23 protein-coding genes are annotated in these 24,072 nt (G+C 59.7%); all 23 read right to left on the minus strand.

Going from position 1 to position 24,072, the window contains the following annotated elements; genetic code table 11:
- Positions 1-60: 60 nt before the first annotated feature.
- A complete protein-coding gene (sfsA, locus tag VGL38_05480; protein HEY3294867.1) occupies positions 61-753 on the minus strand; it encodes a DNA/RNA nuclease SfsA in 693 nt (230 codons plus the stop codon).
- A complete protein-coding gene (gene hisS / locus VGL38_05485) occupies positions 740-2,089 on the minus strand; it encodes a histidine--tRNA ligase (GenBank protein HEY3294868.1) in 1,350 nt (449 codons plus the stop codon). Before hisS ends, sfsA begins: the two co-directional genes overlap by 14 nt.
- Positions 2,090-2,318: 229 nt before the next feature.
- Positions 2,319-4,037, minus strand: coding sequence for an adenine deaminase (gene ade / locus VGL38_05490; GenBank protein HEY3294869.1), 1,719 nt, complete (start codon positions 4,035-4,037; stop codon positions 2,319-2,321).
- Between the two features lie 3 nt (positions 4,038-4,040).
- A complete protein-coding gene (locus VGL38_05495) occupies positions 4,041-4,934 on the minus strand; it encodes an MlaD family protein (GenBank protein HEY3294870.1) in 894 nt (297 codons plus the stop codon).
- Positions 4,935-4,937: 3 nt separating this feature from the next.
- The gene (locus tag VGL38_05500; protein HEY3294871.1) at positions 4,938-5,438 is read right to left on the minus strand and encodes a PTS sugar transporter subunit IIB; all 501 of its coding nucleotides are present in this window, start codon (positions 5,436-5,438) and stop codon (positions 4,938-4,940) included.
- Complete coding sequence (locus VGL38_05505) at positions 5,435-5,809, minus strand: hypothetical protein (protein ID HEY3294872.1); 375 nt, start codon at positions 5,807-5,809, stop codon at positions 5,435-5,437. The genes VGL38_05500 and VGL38_05505 overlap by 4 nt, the downstream gene beginning before the upstream one ends.
- A gap of 11 nt (positions 5,810-5,820) precedes the next feature.
- On the minus strand, positions 5,821-6,789 hold the full coding sequence (gene hprK, locus VGL38_05510; GenBank protein ID HEY3294873.1) for an HPr(Ser) kinase/phosphatase: 969 nt from the start codon (positions 6,787-6,789) through the stop codon (positions 5,821-5,823).
- Between the two features lie 32 nt (positions 6,790-6,821).
- Entirely contained in the window at positions 6,822-7,160 is a 339-nt protein-coding gene (raiA, locus tag VGL38_05515) for a ribosome-associated translation inhibitor RaiA (protein ID HEY3294874.1), read from the minus strand.
- 97 nt (positions 7,161-7,257) lie between these two features.
- Entirely contained in the window at positions 7,258-8,178 is a 921-nt protein-coding gene (locus tag VGL38_05520; GenBank protein HEY3294875.1) for a tyrosine recombinase XerC, read from the minus strand.
- Positions 8,175-10,664 carry a type I DNA topoisomerase gene (gene topA, locus VGL38_05525; GenBank protein ID HEY3294876.1) on the minus strand — a complete coding sequence of 830 codons (2,490 nt, stop codon included), beginning with the start codon at positions 10,662-10,664 and terminating at the stop codon, positions 8,175-8,177. Before topA ends, VGL38_05520 begins: the two co-directional genes overlap by 4 nt.
- 149 nt (positions 10,665-10,813) lie before the next feature.
- Complete coding sequence (locus VGL38_05530; protein HEY3294877.1) at positions 10,814-11,290, minus strand: DUF494 family protein; 477 nt, start codon at positions 11,288-11,290, stop codon at positions 10,814-10,816.
- 152 nt (positions 11,291-11,442) lie between these two features.
- Positions 11,443-14,463, minus strand: a complete 3,021-nt coding sequence (gene secA / locus VGL38_05535) for a preprotein translocase subunit SecA (protein HEY3294878.1) — start codon at positions 14,461-14,463, stop codon at positions 11,443-11,445.
- A gap of 59 nt (positions 14,464-14,522) precedes the next feature.
- Positions 14,523-15,206 carry a metallophosphoesterase family protein gene (locus VGL38_05540; protein ID HEY3294879.1) on the minus strand — a complete coding sequence of 228 codons (684 nt, stop codon included), beginning with the start codon at positions 15,204-15,206 and terminating at the stop codon, positions 14,523-14,525.
- Positions 15,203-15,655 carry a transcription antitermination factor NusB gene (nusB, locus tag VGL38_05545; protein ID HEY3294880.1) on the minus strand — a complete coding sequence of 151 codons (453 nt, stop codon included), beginning with the start codon at positions 15,653-15,655 and terminating at the stop codon, positions 15,203-15,205. The genes VGL38_05540 and nusB overlap by 4 nt, the downstream gene beginning before the upstream one ends.
- A gap of 9 nt (positions 15,656-15,664) precedes the next feature.
- Entirely contained in the window at positions 15,665-16,594 is a 930-nt protein-coding gene (locus tag VGL38_05550) for a branched-chain amino acid transaminase (protein ID HEY3294881.1), read from the minus strand.
- Between the two features lie 43 nt (positions 16,595-16,637).
- Positions 16,638-17,780: an acyl-CoA dehydrogenase family protein gene (locus VGL38_05555; GenBank protein HEY3294882.1), complete on the minus strand. Its 1,143-nt coding sequence runs from the start codon at positions 17,778-17,780 to the stop codon at positions 16,638-16,640.
- A gap of 35 nt (positions 17,781-17,815) precedes the next feature.
- Positions 17,816-18,670 carry a 3-hydroxybutyryl-CoA dehydrogenase gene (locus tag VGL38_05560; GenBank protein HEY3294883.1) on the minus strand — a complete coding sequence of 285 codons (855 nt, stop codon included), beginning with the start codon at positions 18,668-18,670 and terminating at the stop codon, positions 17,816-17,818.
- Positions 18,671-18,684: 14 nt separating this feature from the next.
- Positions 18,685-19,767 carry a hypothetical protein gene (locus tag VGL38_05565; protein ID HEY3294884.1) on the minus strand — a complete coding sequence of 361 codons (1,083 nt, stop codon included), beginning with the start codon at positions 19,765-19,767 and terminating at the stop codon, positions 18,685-18,687.
- A 17-nt stretch (positions 19,768-19,784) separates the two neighbouring features.
- Positions 19,785-20,966, minus strand: coding sequence for a thiolase family protein (locus VGL38_05570; GenBank protein ID HEY3294885.1), 1,182 nt, complete (start codon positions 20,964-20,966; stop codon positions 19,785-19,787).
- A 53-nt stretch (positions 20,967-21,019) separates the two neighbouring features.
- Positions 21,020-21,871, minus strand: a complete 852-nt coding sequence (locus tag VGL38_05575; protein HEY3294886.1) for an MBL fold metallo-hydrolase — start codon at positions 21,869-21,871, stop codon at positions 21,020-21,022.
- A 9-nt stretch (positions 21,872-21,880) separates the two neighbouring features.
- Positions 21,881-23,026, minus strand: a complete 1,146-nt coding sequence (locus VGL38_05580) for an acyl-CoA dehydrogenase (GenBank protein ID HEY3294887.1) — start codon at positions 23,024-23,026, stop codon at positions 21,881-21,883.
- 40 nt (positions 23,027-23,066) lie between these two features.
- The gene (locus VGL38_05585; GenBank protein ID HEY3294888.1) at positions 23,067-23,273 is read right to left on the minus strand and encodes a hypothetical protein; all 207 of its coding nucleotides are present in this window, start codon (positions 23,271-23,273) and stop codon (positions 23,067-23,069) included.
- A complete protein-coding gene (locus VGL38_05590) occupies positions 23,270-24,067 on the minus strand; it encodes a sugar phosphate isomerase/epimerase family protein (GenBank protein HEY3294889.1) in 798 nt (265 codons plus the stop codon). Before VGL38_05590 ends, VGL38_05585 begins: the two co-directional genes overlap by 4 nt.
- Positions 24,068-24,072 lie beyond the last annotated feature (5 nt).

Genomic DNA, 24,072 nt, shown 5'->3' on the forward strand with positions numbered 1-24,072 from the left:
ATTGGTCAGGCAGACGCTATTTACCTTTGTATGTGCCAACAGACCCCCATCCCCCCGGCCTTACAAATTCACCTTCACCCTTTCCTTCAACCAAATCCCCTTCGGTGAAACCTCCGCCTTCCAGGCTTCGATCTTCACACCGGTCTTGGCGGCCACGCGCAGGATGCGGCCGAATTCGGGATCGAGATCATCGGCAGGAGTAAATACTCGGGCGGCGTGGTGCTGGATCACAAATAGCACGGCGGCGGTATTGCCGGCTTCGACGTGGGCTATCAGGTGGCGCACATGCTTGGCGGCGCGGGTGCTCACGCAATCGGGAAATCGTGCCACGCCGTTTTCTACCAGCGTGACGTTCTTGACTTCCACCATGCACTGGCCGCGCTTGCCCAGCACAAAATCAATCCGCGAGTCTTCCGAGATCTTGACTTCACTGCGGTATTCGGCATAGCGGCGGAAGGCGGGGATCAAACCGGATTCGAATGCTTCGGCGGCGATGCGGTTGGGGATCATGGTGTTGACGCCCACCCAGCCGTTATCAATCGAGATCATTTCCCACGTGTATTGCAGCACGCGCTTGTCGCTGGGATGATGGCTGATCAGCACCGGGTTGCCGGGAATATTGCAGCCCTTCATGCTCCCCGAATTCGGGCAGTGCGCCCACACGATTTCGCCGCTCGCCAGTTTCACTTCCGCCAAGAAGCGTTTGTGGCGTCGAAGCAGCGTACCGGGAATCAACGGTTCACTGAAGATCACGCAGCAAAGCCTGAACGGTTTCCACCAGCGCCGCGCGAGCGACTTTCTTCTGCTCGGTCGTCTTCAGGTTTTTGACGGCCGCCATGTTCTCGGCGCGCTCATCAGGTCCGGCGATGATCACCAGCGGAATGCCCTGCTTGTCGGCAAAGGCAAACTGCTTCTTCATCTTGTCATTGTCGTACCAGATTTCCACGCGTACCCCAGCCTGCCGCAACTCCGCCGCGATCTTCAAGCCTTCGGACACGCCGTCGGCATCGAACCGCGATACCAGCACCTGCGTGGTGGACGGCTGCGTCTTGAACTTATTTAGCTGCGTCAGCGCCGTCTGGATCCGATCCAGCCCAATCGTCGTTCCCACCGCCGGGAAATTCTCTTTGGAGAAGGTCCCCACCAATCCATCATACCGCCCGCCACCGGAGAGAGATCCTAAATGCGGCAGTTCCGTCGAGACGCTCTCGAAAATCGGACCGGTGTAGTAATCCAAACCACGCGCCAGAAACGGATCACATTTGATGAAGGTCTGTGGCACGCCGAGATTGATCGCCTGATGAAAGACGGCTTCGATCTCCTTCACGCCTGCTTCGCCATCCGCATTGCCCTGCAGGTATCCCAAGGCTTCCGCAAAGTCGGACGCTGCAAAAGCGGCCTCGACCTTGCGCAAAACTTCCTGCGCCGTCGCGGCGGGAATACCGGATTGCTCCAGTTCTGCGGCCACGCCGTCCCAGCCAATTTTGTCCAGTTTGTCAATCGCGCGGCAAAAGGATGAGAATTTTTCCGGATCACCGGTGGCGGCAACCACGAGCCCCTTCAGGAATTTGCGCGATGAAAGCCGGATATGGAACTGCTCAAACCCCAAATCCCGCAGCACTTCATAGGTCAGCGCCACGATCTCCGCGTCGGCCAGCAGCGATTCGGTGCCGACAATGTCGGCATCGCATTGCACGAACTCGCGGAAACGGCCTTGCCGCGGCTGCGGGCGGTCGGCACGCCAGACCGGTTGGATCTGATACCGCTTGAACGGCCTCGGAAGCTCGCCGGCATACTGCGCCACAACCCGCGCCAAGGGCACGGTCAGATCATAGCGCAGCGCGATGGCGGACTCGGCGGTCTCCTCTTCGTCACCGCGCGCCCGTTTGATTTCATAGATGAGCTTGTCATTCTCCTCGCTTTTTCCCGTGAGAATGTCAAGATATTCGATGGCGGGTGTTTCGAGAGGCTGAAAACCGTAGCGGCGGTACGCCTCCTCTATAACTTCCAGTATGCGGCGGCGACCCAGCAGTTCCGATGGCAGGAAATCGCGGGTTCCACGAAAGGTCCGGGGGGTGATTAACGGCAAAGTTCTTTTAAATTAATGAGTTAACAAAATTAGAGCCACGCGCCGCCAGCCGATACGGAGACCGGAGCGGCACCAACCACAGAAATGGGCTTAACTTTATATTATGCGAAATTTGAGACGCAAATGCAAGGCAGGCAGGGGTAACCACTGCACCCGGGTCCGCTTCGCGGCGCTGGCGTTGAAACATCTGCCGTAGTGCCGAACGGCAGTCCGCTCTGCCGCCTGAAGGTCAGGAGACTGCCAGATCAATCGGCGCGAAGGCGTCCACGTCGATCAGACCAAGGTCGGTGAGCTTGAGATGGGGGATTACAGGCAGGGCAAGAAACGACAGCGCCATGAATGGCGCGGAGAGCGAACATCCCAATTCCCGCGCGGCGCGGTGCAGATTTTCCACGGCCTGAACCACATCCGGCGCACTCTGGTCCGACATCAATCCTGCCAGCGGCAAAGGCAAATGGGCCAGCACCTTTTCTCCTGCAACCACCACCCAGCCCCCCCCCTGCTCGCCCAGCACCTGCGCGGCACAGAGCATATCCGCATCGCTCATACCCGCGCAAATCAGATTATGAGAATCGTGCGCCACCGTCGAGGCCAGCGCGCCATGCTTCAGCCCCAGACCGCGCACAAATCCTTTGCCGATGTTTCCGGTGCGGCGGTGACGCTCGATCACCACCAACTTGGCAATATCTTGTCCCACATCCGCCTGCCATTGCCCATTGCGTACGGGAAGCAGCGCCGCAGAACGTCCGGTGACGATCTGATCCGGAATAATGTCAATGATATTCGTCTGCCCTTCCTGCGAAGGAACGGCCAAATCAGCGCCGGACAGCGACGGCAGCCTCACCGTGCCCAGCACCGCACTCGCATCGGCAACCGGAACATCGGCAAGCAGCGCGCCATTTGACGCAATCAATTTTCCATCGCGCCATACTTTCGCGGCGCGGAAAGATACCAGATCTTCGAAGGCCGCAAGATTCGCGCGGCGGCCCGGTGTGATGGCCCCGATCGCTTTCAATCCGAAAATCGCCGCCGTGTGCGACGTCGCCATCGCCAATGCAAGAACCGGATCAAGCCCCTGCGCCACCGCCTTCGCCAGCGTGGCATTCATGTGGCCTTCACTGACCAGATCGTCCGCGTGGCGGTCATCGGAAACAAACGCGAAGCGGTGCGCATTGGCGGGAGTGACCAGCGGCAGCAACGCTTCGAGATTGCGCGCCGTGGAGCCTTCGCGGATGAACACCGCGATGCCGCGCCGCAACTTCTCCTGAGCTTCCGCGAAGGTCGTGCTCTCATGATCGGTTCCGATCCCCGCGGCCGCATAAGCGTTCAACCATTTGCCGCTCACCGCGGGAGCATGCCCATCCACCGGACGGCCATCGGCCAGAGCGATCTTGCGCAGCACCGCCTCGGCGCCGAACACCACGCCGGGGAAATTCATCACTTCAGCAAGTCCAAGCACACGGGGATGGGAGAGAAACGGCCGCAGCCGCTCGGCATCCAGATCCGCGCCCGACGTCTCCATATGCGTCGCCGGAACACAGGAGGGCAGCATCACGAACACATCCAGCGGCACAGAATCGGTCGCGTCCAGCATGTAGCGGATACCCGCTTCGCCGCACACGTTAGCGATTTCATGCGGGTCGCACACCACCGCGCCGGTCCCCCGTGGGACTACGGCGCGGGTGAATTCGGACGGTGAGAGCAGGCTGGACTCAATGTGAATATGACCGTCGATCAGCGACGGCGCAAGAAAAAGGCCCTCAAGATCGATGATCTCGCGGGCCTCATAGTCGCCGATACCTGCGATCAGGCCGTCGAAGACGGCCACGCTGCGCTCCTCAATCTCATAGGACAGCGTGTTCACCACGCGGCCATTGATCAGCAGGAGGTCCGCCGGCCGGTCTCCCCGCGCAACGGCCAAAAGTGATTGCAGACGCGGAATATTCATAGTCTAAAAAAGAACGATCCGCTGTTTCATACCTTTGGTCCGGATGGAGACGGCCAGAGAGTCAATCTGCTCCAGCGTCCGGTTCAACCGCACGTACAGAGAACTGTCGGTAAGCACCTTGCCGAGGGTGCCTTGACCCTCGTTCAACAGGCGCAACGTCTGCGTCGCGGACTGAGTCAGATGCGCCATCTGCGCCGTAACGGAATCCACACCGCCGAGAGTTCCGTTCAGACGGGCGGCGGCATTCTGCGAGAGTGACTTGACCGCGACCAGCGTGCTTTCCGCTTGTGTCACGGTGTTGGTCAGACGCTCGCGATTCTGCATCAGCCACTCGTTGGACGTACGCGCAATTTCACTCGCATTGTTCACCAGCGTGGTCACACCCTTGCGCGTCACGGTGTCCGCCGCCACACGATTCAGGTTCACCAGCAAGGTATCCAAGTCACGCAGCGACGTCTGCACGTCGTTGGCAATGTCCTGAAACACGTGCACCGCTTCGGTCATGCCCACAGGATTGTCGCCGTTCAGGGGCATGGTGATATCCGCCGGCGGAAGTTTGGATCCCGGCAGCAGCGACAGCGCCTTGCCCGCCATGACCGTCGGGGACTCGACCGTAACGTGATAGTCCGAAAACAGCGTGACGCTCTTGTCTATGGCGGCATCCACAAACACTTTGCCGCCGGACAGGCTGATGCGCGTGACCTTACCCTTTACCACGCCGTTGGCCAGCACGTTGGCGCCGTTTTCGAGGCCGCCCACGTTATCGAACACGACTTGAATGTGATAGCGGGAGGACCGCAGGCGGTAGCCCTTGCCCCACATAATCCCGCCGATCAGAAAGACGATGGAAATGATGACGGCAATACCGACACGAATCTCATTTTTTCTTGGATCCATGCTCTACTCCTCGTAGGGTATGGGTTTCGTCGCGGGCAGATCCTGGCATTTGATCTTCACCCCGAGGTGGCGAAGTTCCTGCAGCGTCGTACGATCCCACTCCGATAAATAAATGTAAGACAGCACCTCTTCCCGCCCTTCGCGGAAATGCAGGCCGCCCAGAATAAGCTCTCTAAGAGGTACACCCAGACGCACCAGTTTCAGCGCGTCCACCGGAGTTTCCAGCACCAGCATCGCCCGCGTATTTTTGAAATCTCCGCGCTGCCAGCGCTGCGCCGCGTCGGCCAGGGAAATCACGTCGCCACGCTGCTCTTCGGGAATGAGCAGGCGGAAGGTCTGCGACAGGGTCCGGTCGCGGCTGACACGGTCGGAAACGAGCAAAACGGGACAGAGTTGCAGCGTCTGTCCCCAGCCAACGATGACCTGTCCATGCAGCAGGCGGTCATCGATACGCACAAGAGGAAAAACTAACTTGTCTTTCCTCCGAAGAAGATTTAAGCTCATGAAGAAATCCGTTGAATTCCGCGATGGGCGTCCGATTCCACCATAGTCACCAGTTCGCTAAAGGCGAGCTGTTCGCGCTTGGTAAAAAAGGAAAACAGCATCGGCATGTTCACTCCCGAAATGATCGCGCATTCCGGATGAACCTGCTGAAGCGTTTTGCACGCGACGTAAGGTGAGCCACCACAGAAATCGACAAAGAAAATGAGGGGGCCGCCGCTCAGAGTCGATTGAACGGCGTGGATGATTTGATCGAGGGAAAGACCCTCATTGGACAGGACTTGCACGTCCGCCTGCGGCCCGAGCACGCCCTGCACGGTCGCCAGGAGTACCGCGCCCAGCGTACCGTGCGTCAGAATAACCGCACGAACCATGCGCGTTCCTCCTACTCGAAGTCTTTTTCCAGATAGGATTCAAGCTGGGTTTTCACACGCATCGCATCGGTCAGGGCTTCGCCGAATTGCTTGGCCGGATGAAACCCGTAGACTTTCAGATGCAGATTGAGGGCAATCGTTTCCGCCAGCACCGTAATGTTCTTGCCGGGAAAGATCGGCAGACGTACGTAAGGGATTTTGACTCCGAGATATTCCTTGAACTCGTCGTCAATCCCGGTGCGGTCGTAGTCCTGCTCCCCGCTCCAGTCCACCAGTTCCACTTCGGTTTCCACCCGCTTCTGCAGGCGAACCGCGCGCACGCCGAACATCCGGCCCACGTCGATGATGCCGATGCCGCGGATCTCCATGAAGTGCTTGAGCAGTTCCGAGCCGTGGCCCATGATCACGTTGTCCGCGGTGCGCGTCACCGTCACCACGTCATCGGAAACCAGGCGGTGGCCGCGTTCCACCAGATCCAGCGCCACTTCGGACTTGCCGATGCCGCTGCGCCCCGTGAAGAGCAGACCCGTGCCGTACACGTCCACAAGGGATCCGTGGACGGTCAGCGTCGGCGCGAACTTATGATCGAGGTAATCGGAAAGAAGGTGCGTCAGCTCGGTCGTCGTCAGCGGTGACGAAAAGATCGAGACGTCGGCCAGATCGGCGAAGCGCGGCAGATCAGCGGGGATGGGATTCAGATTCGTAACGATCAGGCAGGGGATGTCGAAGCGGAAGATCCGCTCCAGCGACTGCCGCTGGGCATCCGGCGAGAGGGAATTCAGATACCGGATTTCGGTGTTGCCCAGCACCTGAACCCGGTCAAAGGTGAACAGATCGATGAAGCCTGCCAGAGCGAGGCCTGGCCGGTGAAGATCCTTCTGACGAATCTCCCGTACCAGGCCTTTCGGAGTATTGACGAGCTTCAAAGACAGCCGGTCCTGCATGTCCTGAAAAAAAGCGCCGACTTGCAGTTTCTGCATAAGCCGTCCTTCGGGCCGCAAGGGCCGCAGGTTTACTCTTCGTCCGTGGCTTCCGCCGCCGCCGCATCCGGCGCCCCCGCGGCCCGCCGCGTCTGCTGCTTGCCTTTCAACTTCTTGAGCTGCTGCTCAATCTTGTCCACCGCCGCCACCACCGAACGCTTGAAATCGTCCGACGTCCCGGTCGCATCCAGCACCGACCCGTTGACGTTGACGTGCATGTGAACGTCTTTCTCAGTCTTGGTATAGGAAAACTCGATTTCGCAATTGAGGATCTCATCGGAAAATTTTTCGAGTCGCCGCGCTTCTTCTTCGGCAAACTCTTTGAGGGAATCGGCAGCCTTAAAGTGGATCGAGGAAATCTTCGTTCTCATCGGTTATCCTTTCTAAACGGTTCGCACGGGGGCTCGACAACCACACCCGCCGCGCATACTTTCGCATTCCCTGAAGGGAACACAGCCGATAATACAACTATTTTTTTTCCGCGTGCGGATGCGCCTGTCGATACGCCTCCTTCAAACGCTGAGCGGTCACGTGAGTATATTTCTCCGTCGTGGCCAGCGAACGGTGACCAAGCAATTCCTGTACCGAACGCAGGCCGGCGCCATGATCCAACAGGTGTGTTGCGAAACAGTGACGCAGCACGTGCGGCGAAAGCTTCTCGCCGTGCAACGCCGCCAGTTCGCGGCGGACAATCTGGTAGGCGCGAAACCGCGAAAGCTTTTTGCCGCGGTCGCTGAGCCACAACTCGCCCGGATCGGCCAGCTCCTCCGCCTGCAAAAACTCGCGCCGGGCTTTCAAATATTCTTCGAGTGCCTGTGCCGCTTTGCGCGACACCGGAACCAGCCGCTGCCTGGATCCCTTGCCCATCACGCGCACCGTGGAGCGCGACAAATCGATTTCCGCCCGGCGCAGACCCAGCAGTTCGGAGATCCGCAATCCCGCCCCGTAGAGCATCTCCAGCAGGGCATGATCCCGCAGGTCTGTAAACGTGCCCGTGCGAGGCTTGTCCAACTGGGCGACGACGTCCTTTTCCGGATAAACCGTAGGCAGGGGCTTGTGGCCGCGCGGCTGCCGCAGGCCCGCCAGCGGATTGGCGGTCAACTGACCCTGTCGCATGAGAAACTTGGCGAAGCTGGAAAGCGCGGCCCGTTTGCGTTCCATCGACGACCGGGCAAACCCGTCCGCCGTCATGTGATGCAGATACGCCCGCAACGCCGCCGGTTTGAAATCCTCAACCGTCGGCTCGGCTCCGTTGTCCTGTGCAAACCGCTCGATGAACTGCCGCACATCCCTTCCGTACGCCGCCACGGTGTGTCCCGACCGTTTGCGGCGGGCATCCGTGTCGCGCAGGAAATCCGGCAGGAGTTCACTTAGCGCGGGATGGCTCACACTTTCACTCCGGCGCCGACGTCCACTTTATGTTTACACTTCGGACACTGGTGAAAATGTCCGCTCTTCAGTTCCTTATCTTCCATGTACGGACTGCCGCAATTGGGACAAGGCTCGGCTACCGGCTTGTAGCTTGAGATAAAGTCGCAGTCGGGATAGCGTGAGCAGCCCCAGAAGGCCCCGCGGCGGGACCGCTTCTGAGTGATCATTCCCGTACAGCCGGGATTCGGGCATGGCACGCTTTCGCTGTTATTCAGCGGCATTGTCGTCTTACAGTCGGGATAACCCGTACAACCAAGGAACCAACCGAACCGGCTCTTCTTGGGAGCCATGGGCTTGCCACAGTTTGGACAGGTCGTCTCGGCCACTTCCGGCGGCTTCTCGTGTTCGAGAGGCTCGGTATGGCGACACTCCGGGTAGTTGGAACAGCCCAGGAACTGGCCGCTGCGCCCCCACTTCATGATCAGCGGGCTGCCGCAATCCGGACACATCTTGTCCGTGACCTCTTCTTGAGCTTCCTTCAGGGCGATGCGGTTCTTTTCCACCTTGGAGAGCCGCTTGGAGAACGGCGTGTAGAAGTCCTTGATGACCTCCCGCCAGCCGTACTCTTCGCTCTCCACAAGGTCCAGCTCCCCTTCCATCTTCGCCGTGAAGTCCACGTTGAAAATATCGGGGAATTGATCCACGAGCACCTTGTTCACGGTCTCGCCCAGCGTCGTGGGATGGAAGCGGCGCTCTTTCAGTTCCACATAGCGGCGCTTGACCAGCACGGAGACGATGGACGCATAGGTGGACGGGCGGCCAATGCCCAGTTCGTCCAGCGCCTTGACCAGCGAGCCCGCATTGAAGCGCGGGGGCGGCTCGGTGAAGTGCTGGGTGGGAGTGATCTTGTCCACCGCGTAGGTCTTGCCCACTTCGAGCTTGGGCAGATCCCGCGTGATGTCGTCGTCTTCCTCGTTCTCGCTCTCTTTGGTCTGCCGCTTTTCTTCGGCAACCGCTCCCAGCACGGCCAGATGGCCGGGGAACAGCAGGCGGCGGCCCGAGGCGCGGAATTCATACGGTCCCGCCATCAGCGTCGCCGTGGTGACTTCGAAGCGCGCGTCGGCCATCTGGCACGCCACAAAGCGCTGCCAGATCATTTCGTAGAGCCGGAACTGCTCGGGGTTCAGATATTTCTTCATCGCCGCCGGATCGCGCTGCACACCCGTAGGACGAATGGCTTCGTGGGCATCCTGCGCCGACTTCTTGGTGACATACACCCGCGCCGTGTCCGGCAGATAGTCCGTTCCGAACTTGTCGGCAATGTAATCGCGCGCGGCGGCTACCGCTTCGGGAGCCAGACGCGTGGAGTCGGTACGCATGTAGGTGATCAGACCGACGAGGCCATCCTTGCCGGCGTTCACCCCTTCATACAGCGCCTGGGCCACGGCCATCGTGCGGTCGTTGGAGAAACCCAAACGGCGCGACGCGTCCTGCTGCAAGGTTGAGGTGGTATAGGGAGCATAAGGCCGCGACGACGCCGGCTTGACTTTCAGATCGGTCAGGTTGAAAGGATGCTTCTGAATATCCTCTACCGCCGCCTTGGCCGTCGTCTCATCCTTGATATCCGGCTTTTCATTTTTGATCTTCACCAGCCGCGCCAAAAAGAGTTCCTTCCTGGCGGTGCGCAGATACGCTTCCACCGTCCAGTACTCTTCCTTGACAAACGCGCGAATCTCTTCCTCGCGTTCGCAAATCAGGCGCAGCGCCACCGACTGCACGCGCCCCGCGGAAAGTCCGCGCGCGACGATCTTCTGCAGCAAGGGCGAGACGAGATACCCCACCAGGCGGTCGAGCACGCGCCGCGCCTGCTGGGCATCCACTTTCGGCATCGAAATATCGCCGGGGATGGACATGGCTTTTAATACGCCGCTGCGCGTAATCTCATTGAACAGCACCCGGTGCAGTTTCCGGTTGTGTCCGTTGCGCAGTTCGCGGGCCACGTGAAAAGCAATCGCTTCCCCTTCACGGTCAGGGTCAGTCGCGATGAACACTTCGCGCGCGTCGCGGGCGGATTTCTTCAGCGCGGAGAGCACGCTCTCCTTGCCTTCGATCACCACGTATTCGGGCTCGAACTCGTTTTCGAGATCCACACCCAGACGCTTCGGCGGCAAATCGATCAGATGCCCCACCGTCGCCTGCACAACGTAATCGCTGCCAAGATATCCGGTCAGCGTACGCGCCTTGGCCGGTGATTCGACGATGACAAGGTTCTTGCCTGTCGCATCCACGGCACGCGGAGCCGCGAACTTGCGACCGGAAGACGGCGCGGCTTTCCCGCCTGTGGCGGTCTTGCCTGCACGCGGCGTACGCGTGGCTGTCTTCTTTGCGGCTGCCGGTTTGGAAGTCCGTGCCGGCTTGGACGCGGTGGTTTTCTCGGCGGCTGCACGCTTCTTAGTGGTGCCGCTCTTGGACGTCTTAGACGTTATATCGGTAGTTTTTGACATTGGATTATCAGAGAGGAAAAAGCTTTAAGCGGGCGCTCAAAGCTTTTTAACTGCGAAAACTGTGACAGGTTCACGACGCACATTAACGCCTTGTTATCTCAAGGTTTAGCACCGTCGGAAGAAACGTCATTATTCGCGGAAACGGACGGCTAATGAACGTGCTCCGGCCAGGGGCGATAAGGACTTATAGCGTAGGCGGAATCGGTTTGACGGGGATCTTTTTCCAGAAGGTGAGTAGCCACCAACACCTTCATTTCGTCATCGCCGACGTTCAAGTTTCCGAGAAGCATGCACCGCTCGATGAGTTCTTCCACGTCGCACAAATCCAAAATGCCCAGATGCAGCATCTGAATCAGATACCCATAGGCCTCGGGGGCGACATACTGGCGCTCCACGTCGTGCAGCACACGATGTGCATGAACGCTGGAGGGATTGCCTACCTGCGTTCGTCTGGACTCTCCTGCAAGGCGGTCGGCGAACAGGGAAATGGCGGCCGCCACTTCGCGCTGGGAAAACCCGCGCTGCACCAGTTCGTCTGAAATTCCTTCGATCTCTTCAGCCTTGATCCGGTGAGATTGAATCTCACCGATAACGTACATCAAAATCTCTACTATCCGTTGGTCCATGTGCAGCCCTCATGTTAGCCGCCCTGTCAAGAACCCTTCATCCATTCATAGTCGCCGCGACAATTTTTTCGAGTGAAATGCCGGCCATCGCGCGGGCAACAGTTCCGACGAAGAGAAAGTAACCAAAAAATTCACGAAAGGCAAGTGAAAAGTCAGCTTGGATTATCTGCCAATGCGCCATGACATTTCTTATATTTCTTGCCGCTACCACAGGGACAGGGATCATTACGGCCCACATGAGGCGCAACACGCACGGGTTGAGTCTTTCCGGCGGGAGATGCCGCCGATTCGAGCGGAGCCAGGTCCGGGTCGCCACCGTCAGCCTGCACCGGCGCCGTAAAGCCCATCCCGGCAGAATCCGCATGAGAGTAGGTCAATGCAGGCGTCCGCGTCACAGGCATCGGCCGCGGCGCGGGAGCGGTTTCGGTCAACGGCTGGGCACGGAAGGTGATGCGCAGCGCGTCACTGTTGACCTCGTCTAACATTGCCTGGAAAAGTTCAAAACCTTCCTTTTTGTATTCAATTAACGGGTCTTTCTGACCATAAGCACGCAGACCCACGCCTTCCTTCAGATTATCCATGGCGTACAGATGATCGCGCCACTTTTCGTCGATGACCCGCAGAATCGCGTAACGCTGGAGGCTTTTGAAAAGATCCTCCCCCAGCAAAGAGAGGCGTAACGCCCGTGCCTCCTCGATCCGTTCGAGCATGTACGAGCGCAACAGATCCCCCGTGAGGCCCACGAACCCCTGGTCTCCGGTGACGTCCACGAGGAAGGTGCGCATCAGATCATCCGCCAGCGCGTCATGATTCAATTCCGCGCTACGACCTTCTCCGGTCTGATGCTTCTCAATCAGATAATCCGCCGCATCTTCGATCATTTCCGTCACAAGCGTCGTCGGATCCTCGCCGCGCAGGGCAATATTGCGCCGCGTGTACACAACCGTACGCTGCTGGTTCATGACGTCGTCATACTCCAGCAGGTGCTTGCGAATGGAGAAGTTGTAGGCTTCCACCTTCTGCTGTGCGCGGGAAATGGCGCTGGTAATCAGCGGATGGGTGATGACCTCTCCCTCTTCCACACCCAGCCGGTCCATCACGCGGGCAATGCGCTCCGAACCGAACAGACGCATCAGATCGTCTTCGAGCGACAGGAAAAACTGGCTGCTGCCCGGATCACCTTGGCGGCCCGCACGGCCACGGAGCTGGCGGTCAATCCGCCGCGATTCGTGGCGCTCGGTGCCCAGAATAAACAGACCGCCTTTGGCCTTGGTCTTGTCACCCGCGTCGCCTTCCCATTCCACAACGCCCGCGCCGAGTTTGATATCGGTGCCACGGCCTGCCATGTTGGTGGCAATGGTCACCTGACCCGGCTGACCCGCCTGCATGACGATTTCCGCTTCGCGTTCGTGGTGCTTGGCATTGAGCACATTGTGCGGGATGCCCTTGCGCTTCAGCATCCGCGAGATAATTTCCGACGTCTCCACCGACACCGTGCCCACCAGCACCGGCTGGCGGCGCCCGTGCAGTTCGGCAATCTGTTCGATTGCCGCATTGAATTTTTCACGGCGCGTACGGTACACCAGATCGTTCATGTCGTCGCGGCGCACCGGCTCGTGAGTGGGAATGACCACCACTTCGAGCTTGTAGATGTCGAAGAATTCCGCCTCTTCGGTCTCGGCGGTACCGGTCATGCCGGCCAGCTTCTTGAACAGGCGGAAGAAATTTTGCAGCGTAATCGTGGCGATGGTTTGAGTCTCGCGCTCGATCTTCACGCCTTCCTTGGCTTCAATCGCCTGATGCAGACCGTCGGAATAGCGGCGTCCGGCCAGAATACGTCCCGTGAACTCGTCCACGATGAGCACCTTGCCGTCCTGAATCACGTACTCCACGTCCTTCTCATAGAGCGCATAGGCCCGCAAAAGCTGCGAGACGTTCTGCACCCGCTCGCTGCGGTGCGCGTACACGTCCTGGAACTTGGCCTTGGCCGCGGCTTTTGCCTCGGACGCAAGCGCCGTGTCGGCGTCGATCCGCGTAAACTCATCCGCCAGATCCGGCAGAATAAACAGGTCGGGATCGCCGCCGTGATATTTGGTCAACTGCCGGCGGCCCTTGTCCGTCAAGTCTACCTGATGGGAGCGTTCATCGATCGCGAAGAACAGCTCTTCATCCAGCTCGGTAATTTTCTTGTCGCGCATCAGATCGTTTTCGACGCGCTGCTTCATGCGCGTGTTCGACGGCTCCTGAAAGAGCTTCATGATCCGCTTGTGCTTGGGCAGTCCGCGCGACCCCAGCAGCAGTTTACGGCCGATCTGCCATTCGTCCGTGCCCGGCGTCTCGATATCCTTTTCGATCTCATCGGCCAGCGCGGTGACAAACTGGTTTTGCAGTTTCACGATCTGCTCGACGGACGATTTCATCTCGTCGAACTTCTGCGTGGAATGCGCCACGGGTCCGGAAATAATCAGCGGCGTCCGGGCTTCGTCGATCAGCACGCTGTCGACTTCGTCCACGATGGCAAAATGATGCGCGCGCTGCACGACTTCGCTCATGTCAATTGCCATGTTGTCGCGCAGATAATCGAAGCCGAACTCGTTGTTGGTGCCGTAGGTAATGTCGCAGGCATACTGCTCGCGGCGCACGGGCGGCGGCATGTCGGAGATGATCACCCCGACGGTCAAGCCGAGAAACTTGTAAATCTGGCCCATCCACTCCGAGTCGCGGTGGGCGAGGTAATCGTTGACCGTCACCAGCCACGCGCCTTCGCCTTCCAGCGCGTTCAGGTACAGCGGCAGCGTGGCCACAAGGGTCTTGCCTTCGCCCGTGGCCATTTCCGCGATCTTCCCCTGGTGAAGTACGATGCCGCCGATGAGCTGCTCATCATAGGGCACCATGTCCCACGTCATGGGATGGCCGCGCACTTCATATTTGGTACCGACCAGACGGCGGCAGGCATTCTTCACCGCCGCAAAGGCCTCCGGCATGATGTCGTCGAGGGTCTCGCCGTCTTTCAGCCGCGCGCGGAATTCGTCCGTCTTGGCGCGCAGTTCGTCATCGGAGAGTTTCTGGTACTCCTGCTCGATCTCATTGATCTGCGCCACAATGGGCCACAGCCCACGGGATGCGCGCTCATGTTTGGTACCAAAGATCTTGGCGAGGAATTTATTGAGCATGGTTTATGTATGAAAACGCTATGTTCACAGGGATGACACCGGCATGCGGGAAAAATTCCTTACATCCCGATGAAAAGTCGGGCCGCCAGAAACTCCGGCAAATTGGCTTGCCTGATCTTTCTTGCCGCCTCTTGAATAGGATAAGACTCACGAATCCACGAGAAAGTTCCCGAATCTGTATCATATAGCCCACAGGAGGCCCGGGGATCGCGGTCTCGAGGCTGGCCGACCGAGCCGACATTGACAATCACCTTGCCGTCGGCGGGGTCATCAAAACGCACGGGAATATGGGAATGGCCGATAAAAGCCGTGGTGTCGTCGCGCATGGCTTCGAAATCCGCCGCCGCGTCTTCCGGGCGCAGGATGTAGTTCCATGCGCCCGGTTCAATCGGCGTGGCATGCACCATCAGCAGATGCTCGTCCTCGTGCGTGAGGGGAAGCGCCTGCAAATAGGCGAGATTTTCTTCCGTCAGAATCCGGCCCGTCCACTCGATCGCGGCGCGGGCATAGCTGTTGAAATACTGGATGCCTGTGCGACCGGTAAGCGCATCATCGTGATTACCGATCACACAGGCATGACAGAGGGATCGCACCTTTTCCACGCATTCATTGGGGTTCGCCCCATAGCCGACGATATCGCCAAGGCAGTAAATACGCTCCACCTTTTCGCTCTCGAGCTTGCGGAGCACCACCTCGAGCGCCTCGAGGTTGGAATGAATGTCGGAAATGATGCCAATCTTCACGGGGTGGAAACTCCTTCCGAGATGTCCTCTTCGGGCTTGGACATCTTCTTCTTCAGCTCCGTGCTGATCGCGTCCAGGATCCCGTTAACGAAGCGGCCACTCTGCGCCGTGGAATAGCGTTTGGCCAGTTCAATCGCCTCGTTGATCGTCACCTTGAACGGGATATCGTCGAAGTAGAGAAACTCCGCGATAGCGGCCCGGAGAATGATGTGGTCGAGCACCGCGATGCGGTTGAGATCCCATTTCTGAACGGACTGTTCGATCAGGGTATCAATCGACCCGCCCTGTTCGGTCACACGGCGGCATAATTCGCGGCAGAAACGGACATTGGAGTCGTCCGCAACCGAATCGAGCACTTCCTTGAAAACCTGCTCGACCGGATTGCCGGACAATTGATGCGCATACAGAATACGAAGCGCCCACTCACGGGCGGCACGGCGAGATCTCATGGTGTCCTGTTAAACGTGAACGCGCAGTCCGTGCGGATCGGGACGGCGGCCTTCGATCAGATCGAAGAGAGCTTCCTGCAGACGCAACGTAATCGGTCCCGGTTTGCCGCTGCCGACGGTGACCTTGTCCACCGACCGGATCGGAGTCAATTCCGCCGCCGTTCCCGTGAAGAAAACTTCATCGGCGATGTACAGCATCTCGCGCGGAATCACTTCGATGATCGTGGGGATATTCAACTCGCGGGCCAGCGTCAGCAGCGCCTGGCGGGTGATGCCCGGCAGGATCGACCCGCACAGCGGCGGCGTCCAGAGAATGCCGTCCCGCACCAGGAAGATGTTCTCGCCCGAGCCTTCGGAGACAAAACCGTTCTTGTCCAGGGCGATGCCCTCGTCGAATCCCAGCGCCATGGCGTCGATTTTGATGAGCTGGGAATTCATGTAATTGGCGCCCGCCTTGGCCAGCGCGGGCAGCGTGTTGGGCGCAATGCGCGTCCACGAAGAGACACAGACTTCAATCCCCTTTTCCAGAGCTTCCGCGCCCAGATACTTGCCCCAGCGCAGCGGCATGACCACCGCGTCAATCGGGCAGGCATCGGGGAAGACGCCGAGAGAATAGTACCCGCGATACAGCAGCGGACGCAGATAGCAGGCGTCGAGATTGTTGTCCCGGCAGACCTGAATGCAGGCCTTCTCGATATCTTCGCGCGTCCACGTCGGTTCCATGCGATAGATCTTCGCGGAATCGAACAGGCGGCGGATATGCTGCTTAAGCCCGAAAATAATCGAGCCGTCGGGAGTCTTGTAGCACCGGATGCCCTCGAACACCGAGGATCCGTAATGCAGTGCATGAACAGCGATGTGAACGGTGGCGTCGTTCCAGTTCACCATCTTGCCGTTCATCCAGATTTTCAGAGTTTCGTCAAATTTTGAAGCGGCCACGGTTGTGTACCAAATTGTGAATGAAGAGGAATAGGAAAACCTATCAGGAAAGCAAACTTCGTGCAAGGATGAAACGCTGGATCTCCGAGGTTCCCTCATAGATCTCGGTAACTTTCGCGTCGCGCAGCATGCGCTCCACGGGGTAGTCCATGGTGTAGCCATTCCCCCCGTGAATCTGCAGCGCGTCATTGGTAACTTTCATAACCATATCGGACGCGTACAGCTTCGCCGCCGCGGCCTCGGTCGTGTAGCGCAGCCCCGCGTCTTTCTTGCGCGCCGCGCTGTAAATCAACATGCGGGCCGCCATGGTGGACATCTCCATGTCGGCCAGCTTAAACTGAATCGCCTCGAAATCGGCAATCGGATGCCCGAACTGCACGCGCTGCTTGGCATACTTCACCGCCTCTTCCAGCGCGCCCTGCGCCAGTCCCACCGCCTGCGACGCGATGCCGATGCGGCCCGAATCCAGCGCGCTCATCGCAATCTTGAAGCCTTCGTTCTCTTTGCCCAGCAAATTGGCGGCGGGGATGTGCAGGTCTTCCATGATCACCGGCACGCAATCGGAGGAGCGAATGCCCATCTTCTTCTCGTTGGGGCCAAGATGCAATCCCTTGGAATCGGCGGGCACGATAAAGGCCGAAATGCCGCGCGACTTCTCCACGTTCTTGTCGGTGCGCGCGAAGATAATGTGCACCTGCGCGCTCTTGCCGTTGGTAATGAAGGCCTTGGTGCCGTTCAGAATATACTCGTCACCCTTGCGCTCGGCAGTGGCCTCCAGCGCAGCGGCGTCCGAACCGGAGGCCGGCTCTGTCAGGCAGAACGCGCCCAGCAGTTTGCCTTCAGCCAGCGGCCGCAGCCACTTTTCCTGCTGTGCGGCGTTGCCGAACTTCTCCAGCGGATAGCAGACCAGCGAATTGTTGACCGAGACCACCACGCCCACGGAGGGATCCACGCGGGACAGCTCCTCGATCACCATCGCATAGGTAACCGCATCCATCCCCGCGCCGCCGAAACGCTCGGGGGTGTTCACTCCCATAAAGCCCAGTTCGCCGAGCTTGTCGCAAATCGCCTTGGGAAATTCGCCGGACTCATCGCGGGCCGCGACCGATGGTCTGATCTCGTGCTCCGCGAACTCGCGGATGGCTTGCTTGACTTCGAGCTGCTGCTCTGTGAGCAGGTGATCCATGAATGAACTCCGTGAGTGTGTCGGTCCGGATTCGCTTACTTCGCGTAGTCGTAAAAGCCGCGCCCCGATTTGCGGCCAAGATAGCCCGCCGCGACATACTTGCGCAGCAGCGGACAGGGACGGTACTTGGAATCGCCGAGATCACGGTGCAGAACCTCCATGATCGCCAGGCAGACGTCGAGGCCGATCAGATCCGCCAGCGTGAGCGGTCCCATCGGATGGGCCATGCCCAGCTTCATCACGCCGTCAATCGCCTCCTTGTCGGCCACGCCTTCCATCAGGCAGTACACCGCTTCGTTGATCATCGGCATCAGCACGCGGTTGGAGATGAACCCCGGAAAATCGTTGACCGTGATCGGCGTCTTGCCCAGCGCCTTGGCGAATTCCACCACGTCGGCGTGCGTCGCGTCGCTGGTGGCCAGGCCGCGAATCATCTCCACCAGCGCCATCATCGGCACGGGGTTCATGAAGTGCATGCCGATCACGTTGCCCGGACGCTTGGTGGCCGCGGCAATCTGCGTGATGGAAATCGTTGAGGTGTTGGACGCCAGAATCGTTTCCGGCTTGCAAATCCTGTCGAGTTCGGAGAAAATTTTGACCTTGGCGTCGAGGTTCTCGATCACCGCCTCAATCACGATGTCCGCCTTGGCGGCGTCATTCAGCGAGAGCGTGCCATGCAGCCGGCCCATCGTCGCCTGCTTGTCGGCTTCCTGCAACCGGCCCTTTTCCACCTGCCGGGCGAGGTTCTTCTCGATAGTGGAGACCGCCCGCTGCAGCAGCGGATCGGACACCTCGATCAGGTAAACGTCATAGCCACTTTGCGCGCACACGTGGGCAATGCCGTTCCCCATCGTGCCGCCGCCGATCACAGCAACTTTCTGAATGGTCATGTTTACCTCGTCCCTCAGGGTTGGGTGGAGCGCCACGCGGATCCTGCGGCGCGGTCTTTTTCGAAGGCCAGGCCGTACGCGGACGACGAGGCGGAAGTGATGCCGCAGCCTCCCGGCGGATCCACCGGATGGACAACGACTTTGATCGTCGACGGCGTCTGGGAATATTCCAGCCAGAGATTGTCCACCGCCACGCGCTCTCCACGCGGATCAGCGCAGATCGCCGCCGCACAGTTGATCCGCAGCAGGGAACCGTCCTTCCCCGCCCAATACGCATGACGGTCGGAACTGACCGCCACATCCACCCGGAACGTGTGCAGGGCCTCGGCCAGCCGCCGCCTCTGCTTCTGATCTTCCTCGGCGGAACCGCCGCGTACGCCGTTCTCCGCGCCATCGATATGGCCGTTGTCCAGCGTGTCCGGAAAGAACCACGTCCAGTCGTGAGCCACGGCAATCAGCGGCAGCGCCGGCGATGCTTTGCGCAAGGCCGTCAGCGTGGAATCCACCCACCTAATCTGATCTTCGCGAAACGCCCAGCGGTCGCTGCGGTACAGCATCAGCAGCGCGCAGTCCCGCCGTGAGCCCGAGCCCACAATCAGCAGATAGTCGCCGTAGTCCGACATCGGCAGCGGCTTGTCGATTTCCGTGAGCGGTTGCACACGGATCCGCATCGCATCGAGGTCGAACATTTCGTAGAGCTGCACGCCAAGTTCATTGGTGCCTTCGTAGGCGCAGCGCTTGCCCGGAACCTGGTCCGCGCGGTGAGCGGTTTCCGGGTCGAGGAAATATTGTTCATCATCCCCGCCGGGGGTGGTGAACACCGCCGGGCCCGGAGCATTGGGCCAGAAGTCCAGGGGATGGTCGGGCGCCGCAAACACGCTGCGGTAATCATTCAGCACGGCCTCCGGAGTCCCGGCGCGGCCATAATCATATTTGACGACGTCGCCGTCAATCACGAACAGGCGCGGATGCAGTTTCTTCGCCTGTTTGAGGATCGTGCGGTGCACACGGTTGGCCCCGCGATTATCCCCGTAGATGCAGATTCGGAACGGCGTTTCAGCGAGCAGCGGCGAAGCCGCGATAAGAAAAAACGCCACCCGAACAAGTGACCGGATCAGAGCACCTCCACCGCCATAGCCGTCGCCTCACCGCCGCCGTTGCAGATGCCGACGATGCCGCGCTTGCCGCCCGTATCCTTCAGGGCGCTGAGCAGCGTCACCACAATACGGCAGCCGGACATGCCGATGGGATGCCCGAGGGCAACCGCACCGCCGTAAATATTGACCTTTTTCGGATCCACACCGAGGAGCTGGGTATTGACAATCCCGACCACGGCAAACGCTTCATTCAGTTCGAACAGATCCACATCCGTCTTCTTCCAGCCGATCCGGCGCAGGAGCTTTTCGATCGCGCCTGCGGGAGCCGTGGTAAACCATTCCGGCTCCTGACTGTACGTGGTATAGCCGACAATGCGCGCGAGGGGCTTGACGCCGCGCCGCGCCGCTTCTTCATACGACATGATGGTCATCGTGGACGCGCCGTCATCGAGTTTCGACGCGTTAGCCGCGGTGATCGTCCCTTCCTTCTCAAACGCGGGCCGCAGCGCGGACAGTTTCTGGATGTCGCCCTTGCCCGGCTCTTCATCCGTGTCCACCGTGCTCTCTCCCTTCTTGCTCTTGATCAGCACCGGCACGATTTCATGGGCGAACTTGCCCGCCTTTTGAGCGGCCAGCGCGCGGGTGTACGATTCCGCCGTGAACTCATCCTGCTGCTCGCGCGTAATCTTATGCTCGCGGGCGCACAGTTCGCCGCAGCTTCCCATATGCTGATTCTTATACGGATCCCACAAGCCGTCCTTCACCAGCCCGTCTACCACCGTGCCGTTGCCGAGACGGTAGCCGTTGCGGGCGCTTTCGAGGTAATAGGGAGCCTGTGACATGCTCTCCATGCCGCCGGCGATCATCACCTTGGCGTCGCCGAGCTGAATAGTCTGCGCCGCCGACATCACCGCCCGCAACCCCGAGGAACAGACCTTGTTCACCGTCCACGCCGAAACACTGGCGGGAATGCCCGCGAAAATCGCCGCTTGACGCGCCGGAGCCTGGCCGACGCCCGCCTGCAGAACCTCCCCGAGAATCACTTCATCCACCTCGCCCGGTTCCAGTTTGGAACGCTTGAGGTTTTCCTTGATGGTCATGGCCGCGAGCAGCGGAGCGGAGAGTTGGGCGAGCGAGCCGTTGAATGAGCCGATGGGTGTGCGCACTCCGGAAGTGATCACGGGAGTCGTGGGGTTCATTGCGTTTGTCGTCCTTTTCGTTTGCGTTCAGCCGGCGATAATGGAAAGAACAATCAGATCGTTACGGAATCCAGCCCATAGCTGCCATCCGCACGGGGAAGCAAATACCCGGCGCGCAGCCGCGGCGCATGCACAAACAGCAGCAGATCACGGCGGCGGGCAGCCTCAGCCAGGGCGCGCTCCTTTTCGGCGGTCAGGTGCGCGATGTCATGATCATAGGAAAGGTAGCAATCCAGCGGAATTTGCGCCGACGTGGGAATCAGATCACTCAGGTAAATCGCCCCCGCGGATCCCGCTTCAGCGATCTGCACCGTCTGCAACCCAGCGCAATGCCCGTTTACCCAGCGGACGGAAATCCCCGGCAGCAAATGGGCGTCGCCGTTCAGCAGTTCAAGCCGTCCCATGCCCAGCAGCGGCTCGAAATCATCCGGCATGTAGCTGCCGAGATCTCCCGCCGCAATGTCCTGCCGTGCCGCCGTCACCTCGCGCTCCTGCACCACGTACCGTGCGTTCGGAAAGGACGGCACAATGTCGGCGTGAGCATCCAGCCGTGTGCAGGCCCCGGCATGATCCCAGTGCAAATGCGTCAGGATCACCAGGTCCACGTCCTCGGGCCGCACCTTCAGGCTCGCCAGAGCCGGAAAGAACTGCCGCGGCCACTGCAACGTGTAGGCGCTGACCTTGTCCGGTCGCGGCTTGTCGCCGGTTCCGGGATCCACTACCACCGTGCGGCCATTGCCGCGAATCAGCAGCGAATTGAACCCCACACGGACCCGTGATTTGCTGCGGACGTTGAGCCGAGGCGCGCTGTGAATTTCCGCACAACGGCGCACAAACGTGTCCGCTTCGTCTTCGAAGTAGCCGTCGCTGATCAGATCGAGGCGGAACGGGCCAAGCTCGATCATGGTTTCCGCTTAGTGGTTGGACTCGGACAGCAGCGTGCGGGCAATCACCAGCCGCTGGATCTCCGACGTGCCTTCGCCGATCTCACACAGCTTGTTGTCGCGGAACATGCGCTCGACCGGATACTCCCGCACGTAGCCGTAGCCGCCGTGAAGCTGAATCGCCTGCGACGTCACGCGCTGCGCCATTTCACTGGCGAACAGCTTGGCCATTGCCGCTTCGCGCATGTAGGGCTGCCCCGCGTCCTTGCGCTGCGCCGCTTCGAAAATCAGATGCCGCGCCGCTTCGATCTGTGTGTACATGTCGGCGATCTTGAATTGAGTCGCCTGGAAGTCCGCCACGTACTGCCCGAACGCTTTGCGCTCCTTCACATAGCTCAGCGTCGCCTCATACGCGCCTTCGGCGAGCCCAAGGGACATGGAGGCGATGGAAATGCGGCCCGCGTCCAGCGTGGTGAGCATCTGCTTGAAACCGTCGCCCGGCTTGCCCAACAGATTCTCCTTCGGCACCTTCAGATCGGTGAAGTGCAGAAACACGGTGTCTGAACCGCGCACGCCCAGCTTGCGCTCCTTCTTGCCGACGCTGAAGCCTTCCATGCCCTTCTCCAGCAGGAAGCTGCTGATGCCCTTGGTCCCCTTGGAACGGTCGGTCACCGCGCTGATGGTGAAGGTTTTGGCATAGGTGCCGTTGGTACAAAATTGCTTCGAACCGTTGATCAGAAAATAGTCGCCCGCATCCACCGCCGTCGTCTGCGTCGCGCCGGCGTCGCTGCCCGCTTGCGGTTCGGTAAGGCCGAACGCGCCCAGCGCCGCGCCGCTGCACAGATCGGGCAGGTATTTCATCTTCTGATCTTCATTGCCGAACGTGTAGATCGGCCCGCACCCCAGCGAGATGTGCGCGGCCAACGTCAGCGCCGTGCTGCCGCAAACCTTCGCCACCTCTTCCACGGCCAACGCATAGGACACATAGTCCATGCCAGCCCCGCCGTAATTTTCCGGGTACGGAATGCCCATCAATCCGAGTTCGGCCATCTCGGCGATGATCTCTTCAGGAAAGCGTTCGTGCTCATCAATCTCGGCCGCGATGGGCTTGATCCGGTTCTGGGCAAAATCCCGGACCATGTCACGGAGCATTTTCTGTTCTTCGGTGAGCTGCATCGGTTTGGGGCTGTTAAGAGGTTATGGCGCGCGTGCGCAGTTAGTCGTCGCTGATAGTATCGAGCATGTTGTCCCCGGCGCCTTCAATCCGCTTACGCCGCTTCTTCATGTCGTCCATCAGGGAGCTGTACTCCTGCTGCGACAGATCGTAATCGGACAGCACGCGGTCGAGGTTGTTGCGGACCTTCTGCAATTTGGGAGACAGTTTACGGACCGGCTTGGGGGATGTGGGGTCTGTGTCAGTCATGCGATCTCCTGCCATGACAACGTTTTTGCCAAAGAATCAAAATAGTCGCGACTCGTTTCGGCGTCGTCGGGACTCACTTCGAAGGTGATGCTCGCCTGGCGGCCGATGCGCGCCAGCGGATCCAGCAGCGTACGGAAATTCACCGCACCCGTGCCCAGCGCCATATGCAGATCGCTGTGGCCGTCATTATCCGAGCAGTGCACGTGCACGATGCGGTCGCAGAAGCGGCGCGACCATTGCGCCGGATCCACCTGCCCGAAACACGTGGCATGCGCCGTGTCCAGGCACATGCCCAGCGCCGGAGTCGGAAAACGTTCGAAAATCTCCTCGAACAGCGATGTGTCCGGCTCATAGGTGTTTTCCATCGCCAGCCGCACTTCGAGGTCCGTCGCGCGAATGATGAGCTGCTCCAGCCCGGCGGAGAACGTCTCCAGCCAGCGGGCGCGCGATTTGGCCGTGTACTGCGGCAGAAAACCCGTGTGAAACACCACGTGCGGGGAGTGCACCGCCCGCGCCGTCTCCATCGCCACAGTCAACACGTCCAGCGTGTAATTGCGGATGTGCGCGTCGCGGGAACCTAAACTTAGGTTGTGGAACGGACCATGCACGGACGCTTCCACCCCCGCATCCGCCACGGCATCCGCCAGATCCAGCAGGTTCTCCCACCGCACCTGCGGCCAGAGATCCTCGGTGGTCTCAAACAGAATCTCCACACCCAGCCCGAGATCGGCGATCCGGGGCAGTTGCGCGGCGACCTGTGAATGTTCACAATAAACGTAACGCTGTCCAAACATAAAAG

This window comes from bacterium (assembly GCA_036504735.1).
In the GTDB taxonomy this organism is placed as follows: Bacteria; Electryoneota; RPQS01; order RPQS01; family RPQS01; genus DASXUQ01.